This window comes from Pedobacter sp. UBA5917 (assembly GCF_002432345.1).
Classification (GTDB): Bacteria; Bacteroidota; Bacteroidia; order Sphingobacteriales; family Sphingobacteriaceae; genus Pedobacter.
Map to the genome: position 1 here is coordinate 34,321 of NZ_DJDT01000348.1, position 19,472 is coordinate 53,792.

At 38.5% G+C, this 19,472-nt stretch carries 14 protein-coding genes; all 14 read left to right on the forward strand.

What is annotated here, in order from left to right; all coding sequences use genetic code 11:
• The first annotated feature begins 13 nt into the window (after positions 1-13).
• The 14 genes from B2V92_RS24255 (at position 14) to B2V92_RS24320 (ending at position 19,442) form a co-directional block, all read left to right on the forward strand.
• Positions 14-3,595 carry a SusC/RagA family TonB-linked outer membrane protein gene (locus B2V92_RS24255; protein WP_293312971.1) on the forward strand — a complete coding sequence of 1,194 codons (3,582 nt, stop codon included), beginning with the start codon at positions 14-16 and terminating at the stop codon, positions 3,593-3,595.
• 10 nt (positions 3,596-3,605) lie between these two features.
• Complete coding sequence (locus B2V92_RS24260) at positions 3,606-5,183, forward strand: RagB/SusD family nutrient uptake outer membrane protein (protein WP_293312973.1); 1,578 nt, start codon at positions 3,606-3,608, stop codon at positions 5,181-5,183.
• Between the two features lie 22 nt (positions 5,184-5,205).
• Entirely contained in the window at positions 5,206-6,078 is an 873-nt protein-coding gene (locus tag B2V92_RS24265; protein ID WP_293312975.1) for a zinc-binding metallopeptidase, read from the forward strand.
• Positions 6,079-6,089: 11 nt separating this feature from the next.
• A complete protein-coding gene (locus tag B2V92_RS24270; protein WP_293312977.1) occupies positions 6,090-6,959 on the forward strand; it encodes a DUF4302 domain-containing protein in 870 nt (289 codons plus the stop codon).
• A gap of 263 nt (positions 6,960-7,222) precedes the next feature.
• Positions 7,223-7,786 carry an RNA polymerase sigma-70 factor gene (locus B2V92_RS24275; RefSeq protein ID WP_293312979.1) on the forward strand — a complete coding sequence of 188 codons (564 nt, stop codon included), beginning with the start codon at positions 7,223-7,225 and terminating at the stop codon, positions 7,784-7,786.
• A gap of 62 nt (positions 7,787-7,848) precedes the next feature.
• Positions 7,849-9,009: a FecR family protein gene (locus B2V92_RS24280; RefSeq protein WP_293312981.1), complete on the forward strand. Its 1,161-nt coding sequence runs from the start codon at positions 7,849-7,851 to the stop codon at positions 9,007-9,009.
• Between the two features lie 344 nt (positions 9,010-9,353).
• Positions 9,354-12,962, forward strand: coding sequence for a SusC/RagA family TonB-linked outer membrane protein (locus tag B2V92_RS24285; RefSeq protein WP_293312983.1), 3,609 nt, complete (start codon positions 9,354-9,356; stop codon positions 12,960-12,962).
• A 13-nt stretch (positions 12,963-12,975) separates the two neighbouring features.
• Positions 12,976-14,466 (forward strand): RagB/SusD family nutrient uptake outer membrane protein, encoded by a 1,491-nt coding sequence (locus B2V92_RS24290; protein ID WP_293312984.1) that lies wholly within the window; start codon positions 12,976-12,978, stop codon positions 14,464-14,466.
• A gap of 11 nt (positions 14,467-14,477) precedes the next feature.
• Positions 14,478-15,839: a substrate import-associated zinc metallohydrolase lipoprotein gene (locus B2V92_RS24295; RefSeq protein ID WP_293312986.1), complete on the forward strand. Its 1,362-nt coding sequence runs from the start codon at positions 14,478-14,480 to the stop codon at positions 15,837-15,839.
• Between the two features lie 86 nt (positions 15,840-15,925).
• A complete protein-coding gene (locus tag B2V92_RS24300) occupies positions 15,926-17,284 on the forward strand; it encodes a DUF4302 domain-containing protein (protein ID WP_293312988.1) in 1,359 nt (452 codons plus the stop codon).
• A 177-nt stretch (positions 17,285-17,461) separates the two neighbouring features.
• Positions 17,462-17,845, forward strand: coding sequence for a hypothetical protein (locus B2V92_RS24305; RefSeq protein WP_293312989.1), 384 nt, complete (start codon positions 17,462-17,464; stop codon positions 17,843-17,845).
• Between the two features lie 101 nt (positions 17,846-17,946).
• Positions 17,947-18,219: a hypothetical protein gene (locus B2V92_RS24310; RefSeq protein WP_293312991.1), complete on the forward strand. Its 273-nt coding sequence runs from the start codon at positions 17,947-17,949 to the stop codon at positions 18,217-18,219.
• 5 nt (positions 18,220-18,224) lie between these two features.
• Positions 18,225-18,620, forward strand: a complete 396-nt coding sequence (locus tag B2V92_RS24315; protein ID WP_293312993.1) for a DUF983 domain-containing protein — start codon at positions 18,225-18,227, stop codon at positions 18,618-18,620.
• Between the two features lie 159 nt (positions 18,621-18,779).
• Complete coding sequence (locus B2V92_RS24320; protein WP_293312995.1) at positions 18,780-19,442, forward strand: DUF2461 domain-containing protein; 663 nt, start codon at positions 18,780-18,782, stop codon at positions 19,440-19,442.
• The last annotated feature ends 30 nt before the right edge of the window (positions 19,443-19,472 follow it).

Genomic DNA, 19,472 nt, shown 5'->3' on the forward strand with positions numbered 1-19,472 from the left:
AAATAACCAAACTATGGAGAGAAATTTCTACAAAAGAAATGCTATGCTAAGTTGGGGCCGAATGGTCACGCTTATCTGTGCGATTTTTTGGAGTGTTTTGGCAAAAGCTGATGCCCAGCAAGCCAAATTGCAACCCGAAAGATTAGAAAACTATCTGAAAAAGATAGAGCAGGCTTACAAATTAAGTTTTGTGTACGATGCATCTGAAATCAGTAAAATGATGATTTTGGATGTGCCGGCTAAACTGAGTTCATTACAAGAATCACTCGATCAGTTAAAACAAAAAAACATTGGCTACACCAGGGTAGGTAGTCAGGTTATTCTTAAAATCCAGCCATCGGTAATCAAGGTGAAAGATATAACTGTTAAAGGACATGTAAGGGATAAAAAAGATAATTCCACTATGCCCGGGGTAAGTGTGCGCGAAAAAGGTTCGCCAAATGCTGTTTCAACAAATTCGGCTGGTGAATATCAGATCAGGGTAAAAGATGGAGCAATACTTGTTTTTTCATCTGTTGGTTATAAAACCATAGAAATTGCAGTTAATGGCAGGACAACAATTGATGTATCGATCGAAGATGATGCCGGACAATTAAAGGATGTTGTTGTTACGGGTATCGGGGGTACAGTAGATCGGAAAACCTTTACCGGTGCAACAACTAAAATCTCAGTTAAGGATGCCGAACTTGGCGGTTTACCCGATCCGAGCAGGATGCTGGAGGGTAGGGTAGCCGGCGTGAGTGTACAAAATACAACAGGTACATTTGGAACAGCTCCTAAAATCAGGGTGCGTGGTGCAACTTCAATTTATGGCAGTTCGAAACCTTTATGGGTAGTAGATGGTGCTATTTTAGAGGATGTGGCCGATGTTTCTGCCGATGACTTATCCAGTGGTGATGCACTTACCTTAATCAGTTCTGCTGTAGGTGGTATAAACGCTAACGATATCGAATCATTCCAGGTATTAAAAGATGGTTCTGCAACATCAATTTATGGTGCCAGGGCTAAGGCTGGGGTAATTGTTATCACCACCAAAAGAGGTCGTGCGGGTTATAGCCAGCTTAACTACGTAGCCGAACTTACTTCAAGAGAAATACCTTCTTACAACACGTTTAATATCATGAACTCGCAAGAGCAGATGGGTGTTTACCAACAGCTGTTTCAAAGAGGGAAGTTAAACTTGTCTGATGTTTCAAACGCTTCTTCGAGCGGAGTTTATGGTAAAATGTACCAGTTAATCAACTCTGGTCAGCTGTTAAATACCGAAGAAGCGCGTAATGCTTATTTGAGAGAGGCAGAATACCGGAATACGAACTGGTTTGATCAGTTGTTCAGCACGAATATTATGCAGAACCATTCGTTAAGTATTACTTCGGGTACCGATAAATCGCAGTATTACGCTTCCGTAAGTGCGCTTACCGATCCGGGATGGTCGAAACAATCGCAGGTAAAAAGATATACGGCCAATTTAAATGCTACCTATAACATATCTGATAAACTTAAATTAAACATTTTAACAACGGGTAATTACAGGGTACAGAAAGCGCCGGGTACACTTGGCCAATCTACCAACGTAGTAACGGCATTAGTTAAAAGAGACTTTGATATTAACCCATTTGCCTATGCTTTAAATAGTTCGCGCACGCTTGATCCTAACGAAACCTATACCCGGAACTATGCTCCGTTCAATATCTTAAAAGAGTTGGAAAACAACTATATGGATATCAATGTAGCTGAGCTCAAGTTTCAGGGGCAATTAACCTGGAAAGCCATTAAAAATGTAGAGTTAAATGCTTTTGGTAGCGTAAGGTATCAGCAAACCTCTCAACAGCATTACGTTAAGGACGAATCGAACCAGGCAATGGCTTATCGATCGATGGGAACAACCGTAATACGTGATGAGAACCCATACTTATATAAAGATCCATCTGTTCTTTATGCTGTACCGATATCGATTTTGCCTTCAGGTGGTATTTACAACAGAACGGATTATAAAGCACTGGTAAATGATCTGCGTGCAAACGCCAAATATCACAATAAATTTGCCGAAAAACATGTACTTGATGTAGAAGCAAGTGCTTCGGTAAATTCTATCCAGCGAAACAACAACTGGTATAGGGGCTGGGGCCTGCAGTATGGTTTGGGTGAAATTCCATTTGTTGATTACCGCGTTTTTAAAAGAGGACAGGAAGAAAATAGCCAGTACTATTCTGTTGGCAATACCAGAGGTAAAGAAATTGCCTTTTTCGGAAAAGCAGCTTATGCTTACGATGAAAAATATAGTATCGAAGTAACCGGTAGGTACGAAGGTTCGAACAGACTGGGCAAGAGTACATCTGCAAGATGGATGCCAACATGGTCGGTAGGGGGATTATGGAATGCAAGCGAAGAAAATTTCTTTAAAAATCTAAACACGCCAATTTCTACTTTAACCTTTAGAACCTCTTATAGTTTAATGGCAGATCGCGGGCCATCTAATGTAACCAACTCATTAGTGGTAATACAAAGCTATAATCCATGGAGACCAAGTACAACCGACAATGAAACCGGTTTACAGATCAGCGATTTGGAAAACTCTGCTTTAACTTACGAAAAACAGTATGAGCTAAACCTGGGAATGAACTTTGGTTTGTTCAAAAACAGGTTAAATGGTGAGATCAACTTTTACAGGAGAAAACAGTTTGACCTAATCGGTCCGATCAATACACAGGGCTTAGGCGGACAGATCAGTAAGTACGGTAATGTTGCCAATATGAAATCGGGCGGTTTAGAGATTGCACTTTCTGGTACCGTTATAAAAACACCTGATTTCTCATGGACATCCACTTTTAACTATACCCATGCAACCACTAAAGTTACCAACCTGGAAAACAGGCAACGGGTTATCGACCTGATTACCGGAAATGGATTTGCCATTAAAGGTTATCCGGTAAGGTCGTTGTTCTCTATCCCTTTTGTTGGTTTGCAGGCTGATGGTTTACCTGTGTTTACAAATGCAGATCAAACAACAACGGTTACGGGAGTATATTTCCAGAACAGGACAAACCTTGATTTCTTGAAATATGAGGGACCAACCGATCCAACTGATCTGGGTGGATTTGGTAACGTTTTTACTTATAAAGGATTTAGTTTATCACCATATATTACTTACTCTTTTGGTAATGTGGTACGTTTAAATCCGGTATATAAAACAGACTATTCTGATTTAGATGCCACAACGAGGGAATTTTACGATGCTTGGACTGTTCCGGGCGAAGAGCATGCAACCAATATCCCGGTAATTTTAGATACCAGGTTTATCCGTAGTAACAGCCAGTACAGTTATGCTTACAATGCCTATAATTATTCTTCTGCTACTGTGGCCAAAGGTGATTTTGTAAGGCTAAAAGATATCTCACTTACTTATCAATTGCCTAAGGTCTTTTTGGCACGGATAAAAGTAGCTTCAGCGAGTTTGAGGTTTAATGTTTCGAACCTGTGGCTAATTTACGCAGATAAGAAATTAAACGGGCAGGACCCCGAGTTTGTAAATGCAGGTGGTGTAGCATTGCCATTAGCCAAACAATATACGCTAACCTTAAAATTAGGACTTTAAATTATTTAATATGAAAAAGAGATTTATATACATCGCACTTAGTGCAGTTATATTATTTAATTTTTCTTCGTGTAAGAAATATTTAGATGAACTGCCTGATAACAGGGCTGAATTAAATAATACCGATAAAATATCACGGCTATTGGTTTCGGCCTATCCCACTAACGCTTACGTGGTAACTACCGAACTGGCATCAGATAATGTTGATGATTATGGAATTAATTTCACGAGTTCGAGATTAACCGAACAGATGTATGGCTGGCAGGATATTACCGAAACGAGCAATGATGGGATTGATAGGATATGGAGTGCTTGTTACGGTTCAATTGCAAGTGCAAACCAGGCGCTTACCGCCATTGAAGAGTTGGGTAACCCAAGTTCGTTAAGTGCTGCCAGGGGCGAGGCTTTGGTAGCAAGAGCCTATGGTCATTTTATTCTGGTAAACGTATTCGCCCAGCACTATTCGCCGGCCAATTCTGCTACAGATATGGGGATCACTTATATGACCAAGTCGGAAAATACCTTAAATCCTAAGTATACCAGAAATACCGTACAGGAAGTATACGATTATATTGTAAAGGATTTAGAAGCTGGCGTACCGTTAATCAATGATGCATCATACGCAAATGCAAATGCTGCAAAATTCCATTTTAACAAATCAGCGGCTAATGCATTTGCCGCAAGGGTATATTTATATATGGGGCAATGGGCAAAGGCAGTAACTTATGCCACTGCTGCATTTGCTAATTCGCCTACCAGCTATGTAAGAGATTATGCAAAGATTGCAAGTTATGCCGCATCATTTTCAGATATGGCACGTGAATATAACGGAAGTGGAATTAAAGCCAATTTTTTAATCACACCTTCATTTTCTACTATGGGTACTCTTTTCGGGGGCTATAGTACCTTATCCAGATTTGTACCCGGTTTAGCAATTTCGAATAACGAAACCATTGCATCAAAAGGTCCTTTCGGAACTTTTAGTACCACCGGTTACAGGCTTAAAGCGTTTTCATATTCATCAAGCAATAACAAGGTGCTTTTTGCACACTTAAGCTATCAGTTCGAATATACAGATCCGGTTGCACGTACCGGTTATGCACACGGTGTATTTACGCCTTTTACCTTCGAAGAAGCTTTGCTTACACGCGCAGAAGCAAATATCCAGTTAAAAAACTATACTGCTGCATTAGCCGATATGCAGTATTGGGGCAGTTTCACCTACACCAGCACTTCTTTGCCAACTTTAACCGAAACCAGCATTAACAACTGGGCAAATTCGCTGGCTTATTTTACGCCTACAGCACCTACGCCTAAGAAAAAGTTTAATTCCGAATATGTAATTGAAGCCGGAACGCAGGAAAACATGCTGCACGCGGTTTTATTTATGAGAAGGATAGAAACCTATAGTACCGGCTTAAGGTGGTTTGATGTGAAAAGATATGGTATTGAAATTACCAGAAGGAGTACAACAGGTGCGGTGGTAAATAGTGTTTCAACAAATACGTTGATTGTTAGAGATCCAAGAAGGGCTATTCAATTGCCACAAGATGTAATAGCAGCAGGTTTAACCCCTAATCCAAGATAATATGAAAATAAAATATAAACTGATGTGCTTAGTTCTTATTAGTCTGATCTACGCATCATGTAAAAAAGAAAAGCTAAGCGAGGAAAGCGTTTTTGTAGATTCAACACTTCCAAAAAATGCTTTAGACAGCTATATCTATAATAATTATACCATTCCCTACAATATCGATATCATTTATAAATATGTAGACAGGGAATCGGATCTGACTTATAATTTGGTGCCCGCAACTTATGAGGGCTCGATCAGGATGACGAAATTACTGTTGAATTTTGGTTTAAAACCTTACGATGATATCACTGGAAGTAAAGCTTTCATGAGGTCTTATTTTCCTAAAATTTTAACGTATATCGGTACTTCATCTGTTAAAAGTAACGGTACCATCGTACTTGGAACAGCCGAAGGGGGTAAGAAAATAAACTTGTATAATTTGAATAACCTGGCGGCAAATGCAACCAGCATCAGCTATTTAAACAAGTATTATTTTCATGTTATCCACCACGAGTTTCAACATATTTTAAATCAGACCAAGCCATTTCCAACCAGTTTTAATACCATTTCGGGTGTTGGTTATGTGGGCGATGTATGGAATACAACCTATACAACCGACGGCGCGGCTATTGCTGCCGGTTTTATCTCTCCGTATGCTTCAAAAGAAGCAACTGAAGATTTTGCAGAGCTGTATTCATTTTACGTTACATTATCTGCAAGCGAATATACTGCATATTTAAATTCAACTGGAAGTACGCCTGCCGGTATAGCCATTATTAACACCAAAACAGAAGTTGTTAAAACTTATATGAAAAATGAATTTGGTATTGATATGGATGCGCTCCGGGCAAATATTCAGGCTAAAGTTGCAGGCCTGTCAACATTCGATCAAACAACTTTACCTTAAACAGAAGAATTATGAAAAAACAATATTTATTGATAACGGTATTAGCTATTCTTTTATTTACAGGTTGTGATAAAAAGAAAGACCGGATATTCGAAGATAGTCCTGCGGCAAGGCTAAATGCCAGTATTGACGATGCATATAGTGCTTTAAACGGGAAGAAAACCTGGGTGTTCAGCTTTTATCCCGGTGCGAATGTGGAGTACGGAGGATTTAACCTCTTTCCTAATTTTACCAGTTCGGTTGATGTAACTTTACAGGCTGATTATGCTACAACCACACAAAGCAGTACGTTTAAGGTTTATGCCGGCGCTGGTCCCATATTAACTTTTGATACCTATAATCCGGTTATCCACTATTTTTCGTTGCCTGGCTATTATACCGGTAACAGTACCGGTTTAGGTATCGGTGCCTCTGATAGTGGTATGAAAGGAGAATTCGAGTTTTTGGTACTTAGTTCCAATCAGGATTCGGTAATGTTAAAAGGCAGAAAATACGGAAATGTAATGAAGATGAAATCTGTTGCAGCCGATCAGCTTCCAACGATTATTACCAACTACAAAAATGCCAACACTAAATTTAATACCTACAGGGGCTTTGCCATTGAGGTTAACGGTAAAACATTACAGGGGGTTCCAACGCTTGCAACGGTAAATGGTACATCAAGGCCGAACCGCAGTTTTACTTTAGCTACAGCACCAAGCCTAACCGTTTCGTATATCGTAACAGATACCGGTATCGAATTTTATAAAGAATATACTGTGGAAGGTGTTAAGGTAAACAAACTAACATTTTTTGCCGCAACTACCCAATATCCGTTGGGCTATTACGCAAATGGAAACAGTACGTTTAAAATGGTTCCTAGAACAACAACAACGCCTTAGTTGCTGCGTTTTTAACCTAAATACGGTTTAACATTTTTTAAAACCCCGTCTTAAAAAGCGGGGTTTTTTTATTTTATTCCGTGCAGCTATCAAATCAAATTGTATATTTATAAATATATCTCCCTAACCTATATAAAACCATGTGTTTTACTTATTCTTTTATTTACGCTTCGTAAACAGATCAATTAATAACTCGGTTAGGGGGTTGGAAGGATTTATTTTACAATATGCGCTTTAAAGATTCTGAGGGTGAAAAAATACTTGTGAAAAAAATTGTTGAAGGAGATGAACAGGCTTTCTCTGTTTTATTCTTCAATTATCTTCCCGTACTTCAGATTTTTGCTACAAAATTCACTAAATCCGACGATGCTGCTGAAGAAATTATCCAGGATGCTTTTTTAAGGGTTTGGCTAAACCGCGATAAATTGGCAGAAGTGGAGAATGTTAGGGCGTATCTTTATAAATATGTATCTAATGAATGTTTGAGCTATCTCCGCAAAAAACTTAAAGAAGACAGGGTGATTGATGCTTTTACAAACAAGCAGCCAAGCAGTCACAATAGTACATCTGATGCAATTAATTTAAATGAAATAACCAAAATCATTTCTGTAGCTGTAGAAAAACTGCCCGAACAGCGCAAAAATATATACCAATTGAGCCGTTGTGATGGGAAAAGTATACCTGAAATTGCCGAAATACTGAATATCTCTCCAAATACGGTTAAAAATGCCCTTGTGATATCACTTAAATCTATAAGACTGCACCTCAATCAGCACGGCATCATCTTTGTTTTTCCCTTAGTTCTATTCTTTTTTAAAATAAAATAAAAAAAAAATGAAATCCCGATAGTCCTAATTTTCTTTTACTGCTTCTTAGTATCAGAATCTTTATGGAAGAACGTATACATTATCTATTGCAACAGTTTTCAGCTAACAAATTAAGCCCTGCAGAAAGGGAAGAACTTTTGGCGTTGGTTGATGGCGGCTCTACAATACTGACCAGCGAAATTGTGAAAATGATTACCGCTGAAGAAGATTGTACAACCGAAGTATTGGAAGAAAGATGGAATCCGGTTCTCAATAAAATCCTGGCCATTGACAGGCCAAAACCTGCACCGCGCAGAATCTTAATGAATACATTAAAATGGGCTGCTGCAGCAGTGGTTTTTATCACGCTCTCCGTTACAGCCTATATCTCTTTAAATAAAAAGAAAGAACACGTTTTTGCAACCGATGTTGCCCCGGGTAAAAATAAGGCAATCCTAACCCTGGCCGATGGAAAAAAGATTTCGCTTTCTGATGCCACTACCGGTAATATTGCTGAGGATGCAGGTTTATCAATAACCAAAACAGCCGACGGCCAGCTGGTATATAATATTTCGGAACCTGAAAATGTTGATGATAAGAGGCTAAATACGATATCAACCCCTAATGGTGGGCAATGGCAGATCCGTTTGCCCGATGGATCAACCGTTTGGCTCAATGCAGCTTCTTCTATCCAATATCCTTTAAATATAGGTAAAGCCGATCAGCGTGTGGTAAAACTCGATGGAGAGGCTTATTTCGAAGTGGCAAAAGATAAATTACATCCTTTTATTGTAGAAACCGATAAACAATCGGTTGAGGTATTGGGCACGCACTTCAATATCAATAGCTATCGCGATGAAATTGTAACCAAAACCACGCTTTTAGAAGGAAGTGTACGTGTGCTGCATAAAAGCACTAATGAAACCGAAGTATTGAAACCGGGAGAACAATCTATTGTATCGGCCTCCGGTATCGATGTAAAGGAAGCTGACGTAGACGAAGCCATCGCCTGGAAAGAGGGTTATTTCAAATTTAACAACGAAAAACAGGTTAGCATTTTACGCAAGCTGGCCCGCTGGTACAATGTTGAAGTAGAATATGCCGATCCGGAAGCTAAAGAAGTAATGTATTATGGAACGGTAAGCCGTTTCGAAAAAATATCAAAAGTGCTTACCAAATTGGAACAGACCGGCCAGGTAAGATTCGATATTAAAACCAATAAGATTATAGTTTATAAAGAATAATATAACAGACAGGGGAGTAACTAACCTTTGTCTTTAAATAAAAGAACCTAAAATTAATCAACTAATTAACCTAATCAAAACTATGAAGCAATCTCGACAAAACATCTAGCCTTATCAAGAATTAGAGTAACAAAAAAGGAGTGCTTCCAACACCCCTTTTGTTCATCTGTTCATTCGTTCCGGTATGCCGGAACCGATTAATTAATTTATTTCTTGGATTAACCGCGAATCGCTTTTTAGCGCTTAAACATAAATGCGTTCGCACAAAAACAGACTACTAAATGTACAAAAATTATATTAAAAATTTATGTACGCCTTTGGGCTACATACCTAAATTTTTACGGATGATGAAGTTAATTACGGTCATAATGCTTGCTTCGCTCGTGCAGGTTAGTGCAGCTTCATTTGGCCAGCTCGTTACATTAAATGAAAAGAATGTAACATTCGAAAGGGTTTTTAAAGAGATAAGGAAACAATCAGGCTATGATGTTCTTTTATCAACCAATAAAATTAAAACCTCAACCACTTTAAATGTTGATTTTAACAATTCGACAGTTGAAGAGGTGATGAACAAAATTGTTGCAGGCAGAGACCTTAACTACACTATCGAAGACAGAACGATACTGATTACCTTAAAGGAAAAATCAGTATTTGATAAGGTGTTGAGCTATTTTGTTGCTGTAAAGTTAACCGGAAAGGTGAAAGATAAAAATGGGGCAGCACTACCGGGAGTGAGTGTTAGGGAAAAAGGAGTTGCCAACGCCGTATCTACCAGCAGCAATGGAGATTTTGCCATTTCGGTTAAAGAAGGTGCTACTTTGGTTTTTAGCTATGTTGGCTACAAAACCCTTGAAGTGGAGGTTGGCGCCAGAACAGTAATCAATGTTACTTTGGAAGAAGATGCAGCCCAGTTAAAAGAGGTAAACGTAGTATCAACCGGTTACCAGGAACTGAATAAAAAGCTTTTTACCGGATCAGCAACCAAGTTAAAGGCAGCCGATGTACAGAGAAATGGTGTACAGGATATCAGCCGTATGCTCGAGGGGCAGGTTGCCGGTGTTTCAGTACAGAACGTATCAGGTACATTCGGTGCTGCACCAAAAATCCGTATCCGTGGCGCATCTTCATTAAATGGCGATAATAAGCCGTTATGGGTAGTGGATGGTATTATGCTCGAAGATTTGGTAAATATTTCGAACGAACAGTTATCAAGTGGTGATGCTTCTACCCTGATCGGATCTTCGGTAGCAGGTTTAAACTCAGATGACATCGAAAGTTTTGAAATTTTAAGGGATGCCGCAGCAACGGCCATGTACGGTGCAAGGGCAATGAACGGCGTTGTGGTGGTAACAACCAAAAAAGGTAAAAATACCGAGGGTAAACCTGTGGTATCTTATTCGGGCAACTTTACAACATACTTAAAGCCAAATTACAACCAGTTTGATATCATGAACTCTGCTGATCAGATGCAGGTTTATCTGGATATGGAAAATAAGGGCTGGTTGAGACACTCAGACGTATCTAAAGCAGCAAGTGGTGGTGTATACCGTAAAATGTACGATTTGATGTACGATTACAACCCAGCTACTGATCAGTTTGCATTAAGAAATGATGCACCAAGCCGTCTTCAGTTTCTAAACAGATATGCCAATGCCAATACCGACTGGTTCGATGTACTATTCCGTAACTCTTTAATGCAGGATCATTCGGTGAGTATTTCGGCCGGAACAAATAAATCTAAATTTTATGCCTCAACCAGTTTTTTAAATGATAACGGCTGGACTGTTGGTGATGGTGTAAAAAGATTTACAGGTATGTTGAGGGGGAATTTTGATTTAACAGATCGCCTGCAGGTCGAAATTCTATCTCAGGGATCAATACGCGATCAACGCAGTCCGGGTACAACCAACCAGGAAGATAATGCAGTTTTGGGGCAGGTTGACCGTGATTTTGACATTAACCCTTTCAATTATGCATTAAGAACAAGCAGAACGCTTACGCCTTATGATGTAAATGGAAACAGGGAATATTTTGTTCAGAACTATGCTCCATTTAATATCCTTCAGGAACTTGAAAACAACAGTATCAAAACTACCCTGATTGATCTTAAGATTCAGGGAGGGGTGAAATATCGGATTTTGGACGGGCTTAAGTATTCGTTCACAGGAGCTTACAGGTATGTAAAGTCAGATCAGGAGCATAGCATTACCGAGTATTCGAACGCAGCCAATGCTTATCGTGCTTATGATAACAGTAACGTTATCGAAAATAACAGGTTTTTATACAGGGATCCATCAAAACCAGGATCTTTACCTAGTATCGTATTACCCGAAGGTGGATTTTATAATGTGACTTCGAACGGATTGGTAAATTATTTCATGCGCCATGATCTGGAGTACGATAAAGTATTTAATGAAGATCATTTGTTTAATGTTCTGGGTGTTATCGAAATGAGATCGAATGACAGGCAAAACCGTTTTAATAATGGTATTGGTTATCAATTCGATAATGGAGGGGTACCTTTTATTAATTCTGATTATTATAAGCAGGCTATCGAGGCCAATTCATATCCTTATGGAATGGGTAAAAACTTCGACCGTTTCCTTTCTTATGCATTAAAAGCAGCATACTCATATAAAGGAAGATATAGTTTTAACGCAACAGGCCGTTATGACGGATCTAATTTATTGGGCGAATCGGCTACAGCAAGATGGTTGCCTACCTGGAACGTATCGGGAGCATGGAATATCCACGAAGAAAACTTCTTTAAAAAACAAAGTTTATTAAACAGGGCTACCATTAGGGCTACTTATGGTTTAACTGCAAGTACGGCAAATGCTAAAAACTCAAGTTTAATTTTACGTAACCAAACCACCAGAAGAACCGACGATGTAGATAAAGAATCATCTATTTATATTGATGCGTTGGAAAATTCGGAATTAACCTGGGAAAAAACCTATGATGCGAATTTAGGTTTCGATTTCGGCTTTTTTAAAGACCGTTTATCATTATCAATCGATCTTTATAAACGTAACGGATTTGATTTGATCGGAAGATTTCCAACAGCAGGTATTGGCGGCCAGGGATTAAAGGATGCCAATTATGCAGATATGAAATCTAAAGGTATCGAATTAACCTTAAACGCCAGGATCATTAACCACGATAAATTTAAATGGAGCACCAATTTAAACTTTGGATACCATAAAGGTGAAATTACAAGGTTAGATTACGATCCTACTATTTTTAAATTGATTACCCCTAGCGGTGGTTCAAGATTGGGTTATCCACAAAGTGGATTGTTCTCTATAGTATTTGATGGCTTAGACCACGATACCGGTGTGCCTACCTTTATTGACGAAAATGGGAACAGAAAATCAAAAAGTGTTTATTTTCAAAGCAACAACCTGCAATACCTGAAATACGAAGGTCAGGTTGATCCAAAAATTACCGGTGGTTTTTCTAACAAATTTAGTTATGGAAACTTTACCCTATCGGCTTTAGTAACCTTTAGTGCAGGTAATGTGGTAAGGCTAAATCCTAATTTCAGCGATCGTTATACCGACCTTACCGCAACTTCAAAAGATTTCTTAAACCGCTGGACCCAACCTGGAGATGAGGCATTTACAAATGTGCCATCAATTGCAGATAGGTTTGTTGTTGGAAACTTTAGTAATATCGAAAAACCATATAATGCCTATAATTATTCAACTGTACGTGTGGCCGATGGTGGTTTTGCAAGGCTAAAACAGGTGATGTTATTCTATCAATTACCTAAAATTTGGGCATCAACCATTGGTGCAACCAATGCTTCAATTGGTTTTGTTGGTAATAATGTTTGGTTAATCTATTCTGATAAAAGATTGAATGGTCAGGATCCGGAGTTCTTCGGTTCCGGGGGCGTTGCCTTACCTATCCCACGTCAGTACACACTATCGTTAAAGGTTGGTTTTTAATTAATAACAAATCATGAAAACATTAAAATATTATATACTTGCAGCTTCGGTAATTGTTTCTGTTTCCGGCTGTAAAAAATTTTTAGAGCAAAGCCCGGATTTAAGAACACCCTTAAATTCAAAAGAGAAGGTGGCACAGCTGCTTGTTTCTGCATATCCAAAATCCGAATACCTTTCATTTACGGAAAACTCTTCTGATAACGCAGAAGATAAAGGACCAAGAACAGATTATTCGAGTGTTTCGGCAGAACAATCGTGGACCAAGGCCTATTTTTGGCAGGATTTTGAAAACGGCGTTGAGGTAAGTGGTTCTACTGATGATTATTGGAATAGTACATACCTTGCTATAGCGTCAGCTAATACTGCATTAAAATATATTGATGAACACCCAGGCGAAACCGATTTATTGCCATATAAAGGTGAAGCTTTATTGGCAAGGGCTTACGACCATTTTATGCTGGTAAGTTTGTACGCTAAAATTTATAAACCGGGAGAAGCAAACGATTCGCCGGGTATTCCTTTTGTAACTGATCCTGAAATAACAGTGTCGCCACAATATAAGAGAGGTACCGTTGCGGAAGTTTATGATAAAATAGAACGCGATTTAACAGAAGGTTTACCGTTGATCAATAATTCGGTTTACAAAAAAGCGCAGAAATACCATTTCAGCCTGAATTCTGCAAATGCATTTGCAGCAAGGTTTTATCTGTTTAAAGGTAATGCTGATAAGGTAATTGAGCACAGCGGAAAAGTACTTCTTGATAATGCGCAGGCCAAAGGAATGCTCAGACCATGGAACAGTACTTATTTGCCTTACATTGCCGCAGCTTTAAGAACGGCATTTACACAATCGGCACAAAATTCTAACCTATTAATGGGTGAAGCCAGTTCCGTTTGGGGAAGGAATTTTTACATCAGATATGGCTTAGGAAAAGTAATCAGCAATACGATTTTATTAGGCCCAAATATCAGTGGAGGAAACTATTCGTATAAACCTACGCCTTATGTTGAGCCTTATTACGACAGCTGTAAATTTTCTGAACTGTTTTTCGAAAGTAAAATCGGATCAGGTTTCGGACAACCATATATTATGGTTCCGTTACTTACTGCCGATGAGCTGATTATGAACAGGGCAGAGGCCTATGCTTCAAAGGGTTTGAACGATCTTGCTTTACAGGATATTAATACTTTTTTGAGTACCAGGATTACAAACTATAATCCCAGTACACATGCTGTTACGCTTGCACGAATTAATACTTACTACGGAATTGCAGATCCTAAGGCAGGTTTAATAAAAACCATTTTAGATCTTAAAAGAGCTGAATTTATTTCGGAGGGTTTACGTTGGTTCGATATTATCCGTCATGATTTAACAGTTAAACATAATATTCTGGATCAGAATGGTGCAAGTACCACAGTAGAACTTAAGCCTGGCGATCCGCGTAGGGTTTTCCAATTACCAATTCCAGCAACAAAAGCCGGACTAACTCTTAATCCTAGATAAATTTTATAGATATGAAAAAGATTTTTTTATTCCTCGTGTTACTAATTGTAACATTGGTATCGTGTAAAAAGGAGAAACCATTAAATGTAGATATTACAAAATCTAATTTAGATACTTACACTAAAGGCAAATTAGATAAATGGTTAGATGATAATTTTCTAAACCCATATAATATCGAGGTTTTATACCGGTTCGATAGGTTTCAGGCAAGCATTGATAAAGAAATTGCTCCGGTACTGGAAGATAATGTACAACCCATTATGGAAGGTGTTAGTGCGGTATTTATAAAGCCTTACCTTGAAATTACAAACAAAGCCTTTCTTTTGCCTATCCTGCCAAAAGAAATCGCATTATTTGGTACCGGTGAATATTCTGATGAGCAGATTACCTTGGGTACGGCCGATGCGGGCAGACAGATTAATCTTTATGAGGTTAACCAGTACGATAGGAATAGTTATACCAGTGTAATGGGAACACCAGGCAGGCCTGCTGCATTTCATACCATGCACCATGAGTTTACACACATTCTTAACCAAAACATACCCGTGCCACCGGGCTACGAAGAAATTTCTTCTAATTACATCGGTTCTGCGTGGGTAGGTGCCGGTAATTCTGCAGCAACGGCTAAAGGTTTAGGTTTTATTACAAGATATGCCAGAAATAATAAAAATGAGGACTTTGCAGAAATGACCTCTACCCTATTAGTAGAAGGGCAGGATTTCTTCGAAGCATATGTGGTAAGTGCCGATGCGGTTGCGGCTGCAAAATTACGCAAGAAAGAACAGGTAGTTGTTGATTATTTTAAAACAGCTTTTGGAATCGATTTTAGGGCGTTACAGGCAAAAGTTAGGTTAGCCATCGAAACTTATGCCCCGGTAACGATTTCTAGACCAATAGAAAATTTTAACGCAGGTTCGTATACAGGTTTTTTGGTTGATAAAAATGCTGCAAGTCAGGGAGCTGCCTATGTTACGGCATTCAATTCTGCCAACGCATTAACAACTGCAGGCGGCTATCCGCTTCAAAATACAGTGGAACTTAGTTTTTTAAACAGGGTTACCAACAGAACCGATATGGTACTTAAAGTAAGAACCAATACCGCTGTAGAATTTTGGTATAATTTAAAAGCAACAGTTTCAGTTCCGGGAAATACCATTAAATACGCTTTGGCCGCCCAGGGAACAGCAACCCAATATGCTAACGGAACTGCATTTCAAACCAGGTTTAAACCATTGCTGGATTATTTGACTACTAAAACCTTTGCGCTGAACTGGATTGATAATATTGTTCCAAATTCGAGGAATATATCAGTTGGCTTTTTTGATACTTCGAATAGTCAGCTTGGTTTTTATGGTACAATAACAAGAAACTAATAAGGCTTTTACCGTGGTTTTATTCTCGTAGGAGAAATTGAAGATCCAGGAAAAAAATAGTGTTATACAATAAAATAATATTACACATGAAAAAAATATTTATAATAGGTTTTTTTGCATTACTTATTATTCAGGCTTGTAAAAAAGATCAGGAATTAATTGATGGAAAAAGGCCGGAAGAAAGGGTTGCAGAAAATTTAGAAAAGTACAGAAATGAACTGATTAATAGTCCAAATGGCTGGGTGGCGTATTTAAACACCACTTTGGTGGGCGGCGGATACAATTTTTACATGTCGTTCGATAAGAATAACAGGGTAATTATGAGGGCCGATTACGATAGTGATTTTGCGCTCGAATCATTTGAAAGTACATATAGGGTGAAACAGGTGATGGCACCCTCGTTGATTTTTGATACTTACACACTTTTACATTTGCTGCAGGATCCGGATCCGAATTCTTTTGACGGTGATTATTCAGTAGGTTATGGTTCTGATTTTGAATTTGAAATCAGGGAACAGGTTGGCGATACCATAAAATTGATTGGTAAAAAACGTAACGCTCCGCTTATTCTGGTAAAAGCCACAGCAGATCAGAAAGCCTTTTATACCAGCGATAAATTTTCGGATAATATAGAGGGAATAACCAAGTTTTTAACAGATAATCCTTTTGTTTATATTCTTGATCCTAAAGATAATACCAAAAAGATCCAGGTATCAATGAGTGCTGATGTAAGATCGAGATCTTTCGCCCTCATATCTACAAACGCCGGACAGATTGCTACGAGTTCTGGTTTATTTTCGTTCTCAGATACGGGTGTGCGTTTAAATACACCTGTTAAACAGGGAGATGTAATCTACACCAGTTTGAATTGGGATAATGTTGCCAAAAAACTTTACCTGGTTTCGAGCACAGGCACTAAATCGGAAGTACTAATTTCGGCAACCCCTATTTTGCCATTACACCTGCTTTTAGGCGTAAACTATGCTTCGGTAACGATTCCCAATACCACAACTTATCCGGGATGGGGAACTGAGTTTATTTCGAGAAGAGCTTTGGCTAATCAAAGAACAAGTGCAAATATCGTTGTGGGTACAACGCCTGTTACCTTAGGTGCTATGCGATTTACTTTTAATGCAACTGCTAAAACGATGGTGTTAATCTGGAATACCCCTTACGGCGCAAACTCTCTTAACTTAACATACCCGTATTCGTTTTCAAAAACAAACGATGGTGTATTTAAATTTACCATAGGTTCTGGTTTTGATGCTAACTCTGCTTTCATTTATAACCAGGCTTCTAAACCTTTAGATCCAATATTGGCAGAAAGACTGAATGTAGATGATTTCAAACTGGACTATTTTATCAACCCTTCAAACGGAGCCATTTTAGGCCAGTTTATCAGTGTACAACATCCTGATTTTAAATTTTCTGGTACTTTACAATAACAACGAATTAACCTTAACCTCTCGTAAAAACCTCACCCTAAAAAGTGAGGTTTTTTTACGCTCTTTAATGCGTAATATGAAAGGTTCTATTTAAAATAATTTTCAACTAAAAAGTCTTTAATAACAGTTTTAGTTGTATATTTATCTATATATCAAATCCTTATAAAAATATTATTTATGAAAAAAAATCTATTAATTCTCCTGTTAGGAATGTTTTCCATTGCTGGATTATCGTCGTTTCAATCCATTTCTAAAAAGAATTTGAATAAAACGGAACCTGTTTTAATCAGTTTAGGTGTTGACGGTTATTTTGGCGAATTGTATTTTGATGATGCAACCGACCAGTTTTTAAACGGAACCGTAATGAAAGAAATTCCAAATGGTGGTGGGGCATTTCGGGTTTATACCATAAACTCGGTTAGTGGTAATTTGGTGCGTTCATTATTGAATAACCAGATCACCCATTTTGAAGGGAATATTTATGGAACTTCAGGTGGAGGCACGCTCTCGGTTAGCTTAACATTAAACTCGGGCAATAATGCGGCATTAATTGCCCAATAAAATAAAGCCTCAAAAATTCAAAAACCTCAACCTAAAATTGAGGTTTTTTTATGACATAATTTTTAAACCCCTCCATGCGTTTATTCTTATATTTGTAATCCATGAAGAAGAAAGCAATTTTTATCCTGTTTGCGCTGGTATTTACCTTTGCCATAAGTCCTAATGTAAATGCGCAATGTGCCATGTGTTCCATTAATGCAGAGCAGGGTGCTAAAAACGGGAATACGCAAACAGCGGGATTAAATACAGGGGTTCTGTACCTGTTATCGGTACCTTATTTAATGGCCGTTATTGTGGGCGTGGTTTGGTACAAAAAATACCGTAAAAAGAATATCCACCTCAACATGAAAAAAGAGCCTTTTAACTTAAACTAAAAAGGGTGGAGGGGCAAACTTCGAAATTATATGCCATTGTGCATTGTAAATGCCCGCATTGCCGCAGAGGATCTATTTTTACCGGCACAATGTACGGTTGGAATATCCAGCATACTAAAGAAATCTGCGGTCATTGCGCACAGCGCATCGAGATCGAACCCGGTTACTTTTATGCTGCCATGTATGTAAGTTATGCCATGAACGTAATCGAAATGCTGTTGGCCAGTTTCATCACCTATCTACTTTTCGGACCGCTTACCGATGCTACTTTCTGGCATTACCTCATCGTTATTTTCGCCGGTTGTTTGATCCTGTATCCCTTTAATTACCGATATTCGAGGATCATATTGCTTCATGTTTTATCGCCAAATATCAAATACAAGCCGTATTACGATAAATAGGTTAACTGTTTAAACTGTGTTTTGGTTAACTGTTTAAATTGTATAAATCGGTTAACTGTTTGATACAGCGCTTAAAAGATAAAATTGGTTTGGCGATAGGCGTTATGCTTTTGAAGGCAGTTACCAATTAACCGCTTAACCGATTAACCATAAAACTGTATGTTAAAAAAAGAAACCTTAACCTTTATAAAAAACGTTGCCGAAAACAACAACCGCGAATGGTTTGCTGCCAATAAAGATAGCTACGAAGCTGCAAAGGCCGATGTACTGGAGCTTGTAGCCGCACTTATTCCCGAACTGGCCAAGGTAGATCCATTGCTTTCGGCAGAGGCCGACCCGAAAAAGAGCCTTTTGCGTATTTACCGTGATGTGCGCTTTAGTAAAAACAAGGATCCTTATAAAAATAACTTCGGTATCTGGTTTTCGGCAAAAAGTAAAGGAGGCAATGAGCCTGGTTATTATCTCCATATCCAACCGGGCAAGGGTTTTCTGGCCGGTGGTTACTGGATGCCCGAGGCACCGCATTTAAAACTCATCAGGCAGGAAATTGATTATAATATCGGCGATTTTAAAGAAATCATCAATGAAAAGGATTTTAAGAAAAGCTTTAAACTAGGGGTCGATAATGCATTAAAAAATGCCCCAAAAGGTTATGATCCAGCCGATCCGAACATCGAATTTTTAAAGTTGAAAAGCTTCGAAGCCACTACAAAAATCGATGATGAAGAATTTTTAAAACCAAACCTCGTTAATAAGTTGATAAGTTCTTTTAAAACGGTACAACCTTTAGTTGCATTTTTACGGAACGCCATAGACGGTTAATTGTTTTGGCGATAAGCGTTAGGCGCTAAG

Excerpts from the sequence above, each read along its gene's own strand:
- B2V92_RS24320 (WP_293312995.1), top strand. The coding sequence starts at position 18,780 with ATGTTAAAAAAAGAAACCTTAACCTTTATAAAAAACGTTGCCGAAAAC.
- B2V92_RS24290 (WP_293312984.1), top strand. The coding sequence starts at position 12,976 with ATGAAAACATTAAAATATTATATACTTGCAGCTTCGGTAATTGTTTCT.
- B2V92_RS24310 (WP_293312991.1), top strand. The coding sequence starts at position 17,947 with ATGAAGAAGAAAGCAATTTTTATCCTGTTTGCGCTGGTATTTACCTTT.
- B2V92_RS24270 (WP_293312977.1), top strand. The coding sequence starts at position 6,090 with ATGAAAAAACAATATTTATTGATAACGGTATTAGCTATTCTTTTATTT.
- B2V92_RS24295 (WP_293312986.1), top strand. The coding sequence starts at position 14,478 with ATGAAAAAGATTTTTTTATTCCTCGTGTTACTAATTGTAACATTGGTA.
- B2V92_RS24300 (WP_293312988.1), top strand. The coding sequence starts at position 15,926 with ATGAAAAAAATATTTATAATAGGTTTTTTTGCATTACTTATTATTCAG.
- B2V92_RS24260 (WP_293312973.1), top strand. The coding sequence starts at position 3,606 with ATGAAAAAGAGATTTATATACATCGCACTTAGTGCAGTTATATTATTT.
- B2V92_RS24285 (WP_293312983.1), top strand. The coding sequence starts at position 9,354 with ATGATGAAGTTAATTACGGTCATAATGCTTGCTTCGCTCGTGCAGGTT.
- B2V92_RS24280 (WP_293312981.1), top strand. The coding sequence starts at position 7,849 with ATGGAAGAACGTATACATTATCTATTGCAACAGTTTTCAGCTAACAAA.
- B2V92_RS24255 (WP_293312971.1), top strand. The coding sequence starts at position 14 with ATGGAGAGAAATTTCTACAAAAGAAATGCTATGCTAAGTTGGGGCCGA.
- B2V92_RS24305 (WP_293312989.1), top strand. The coding sequence starts at position 17,462 with ATGAAAAAAAATCTATTAATTCTCCTGTTAGGAATGTTTTCCATTGCT.
- B2V92_RS24265 (WP_293312975.1), top strand. The coding sequence starts at position 5,206 with ATGTGCTTAGTTCTTATTAGTCTGATCTACGCATCATGTAAAAAAGAA.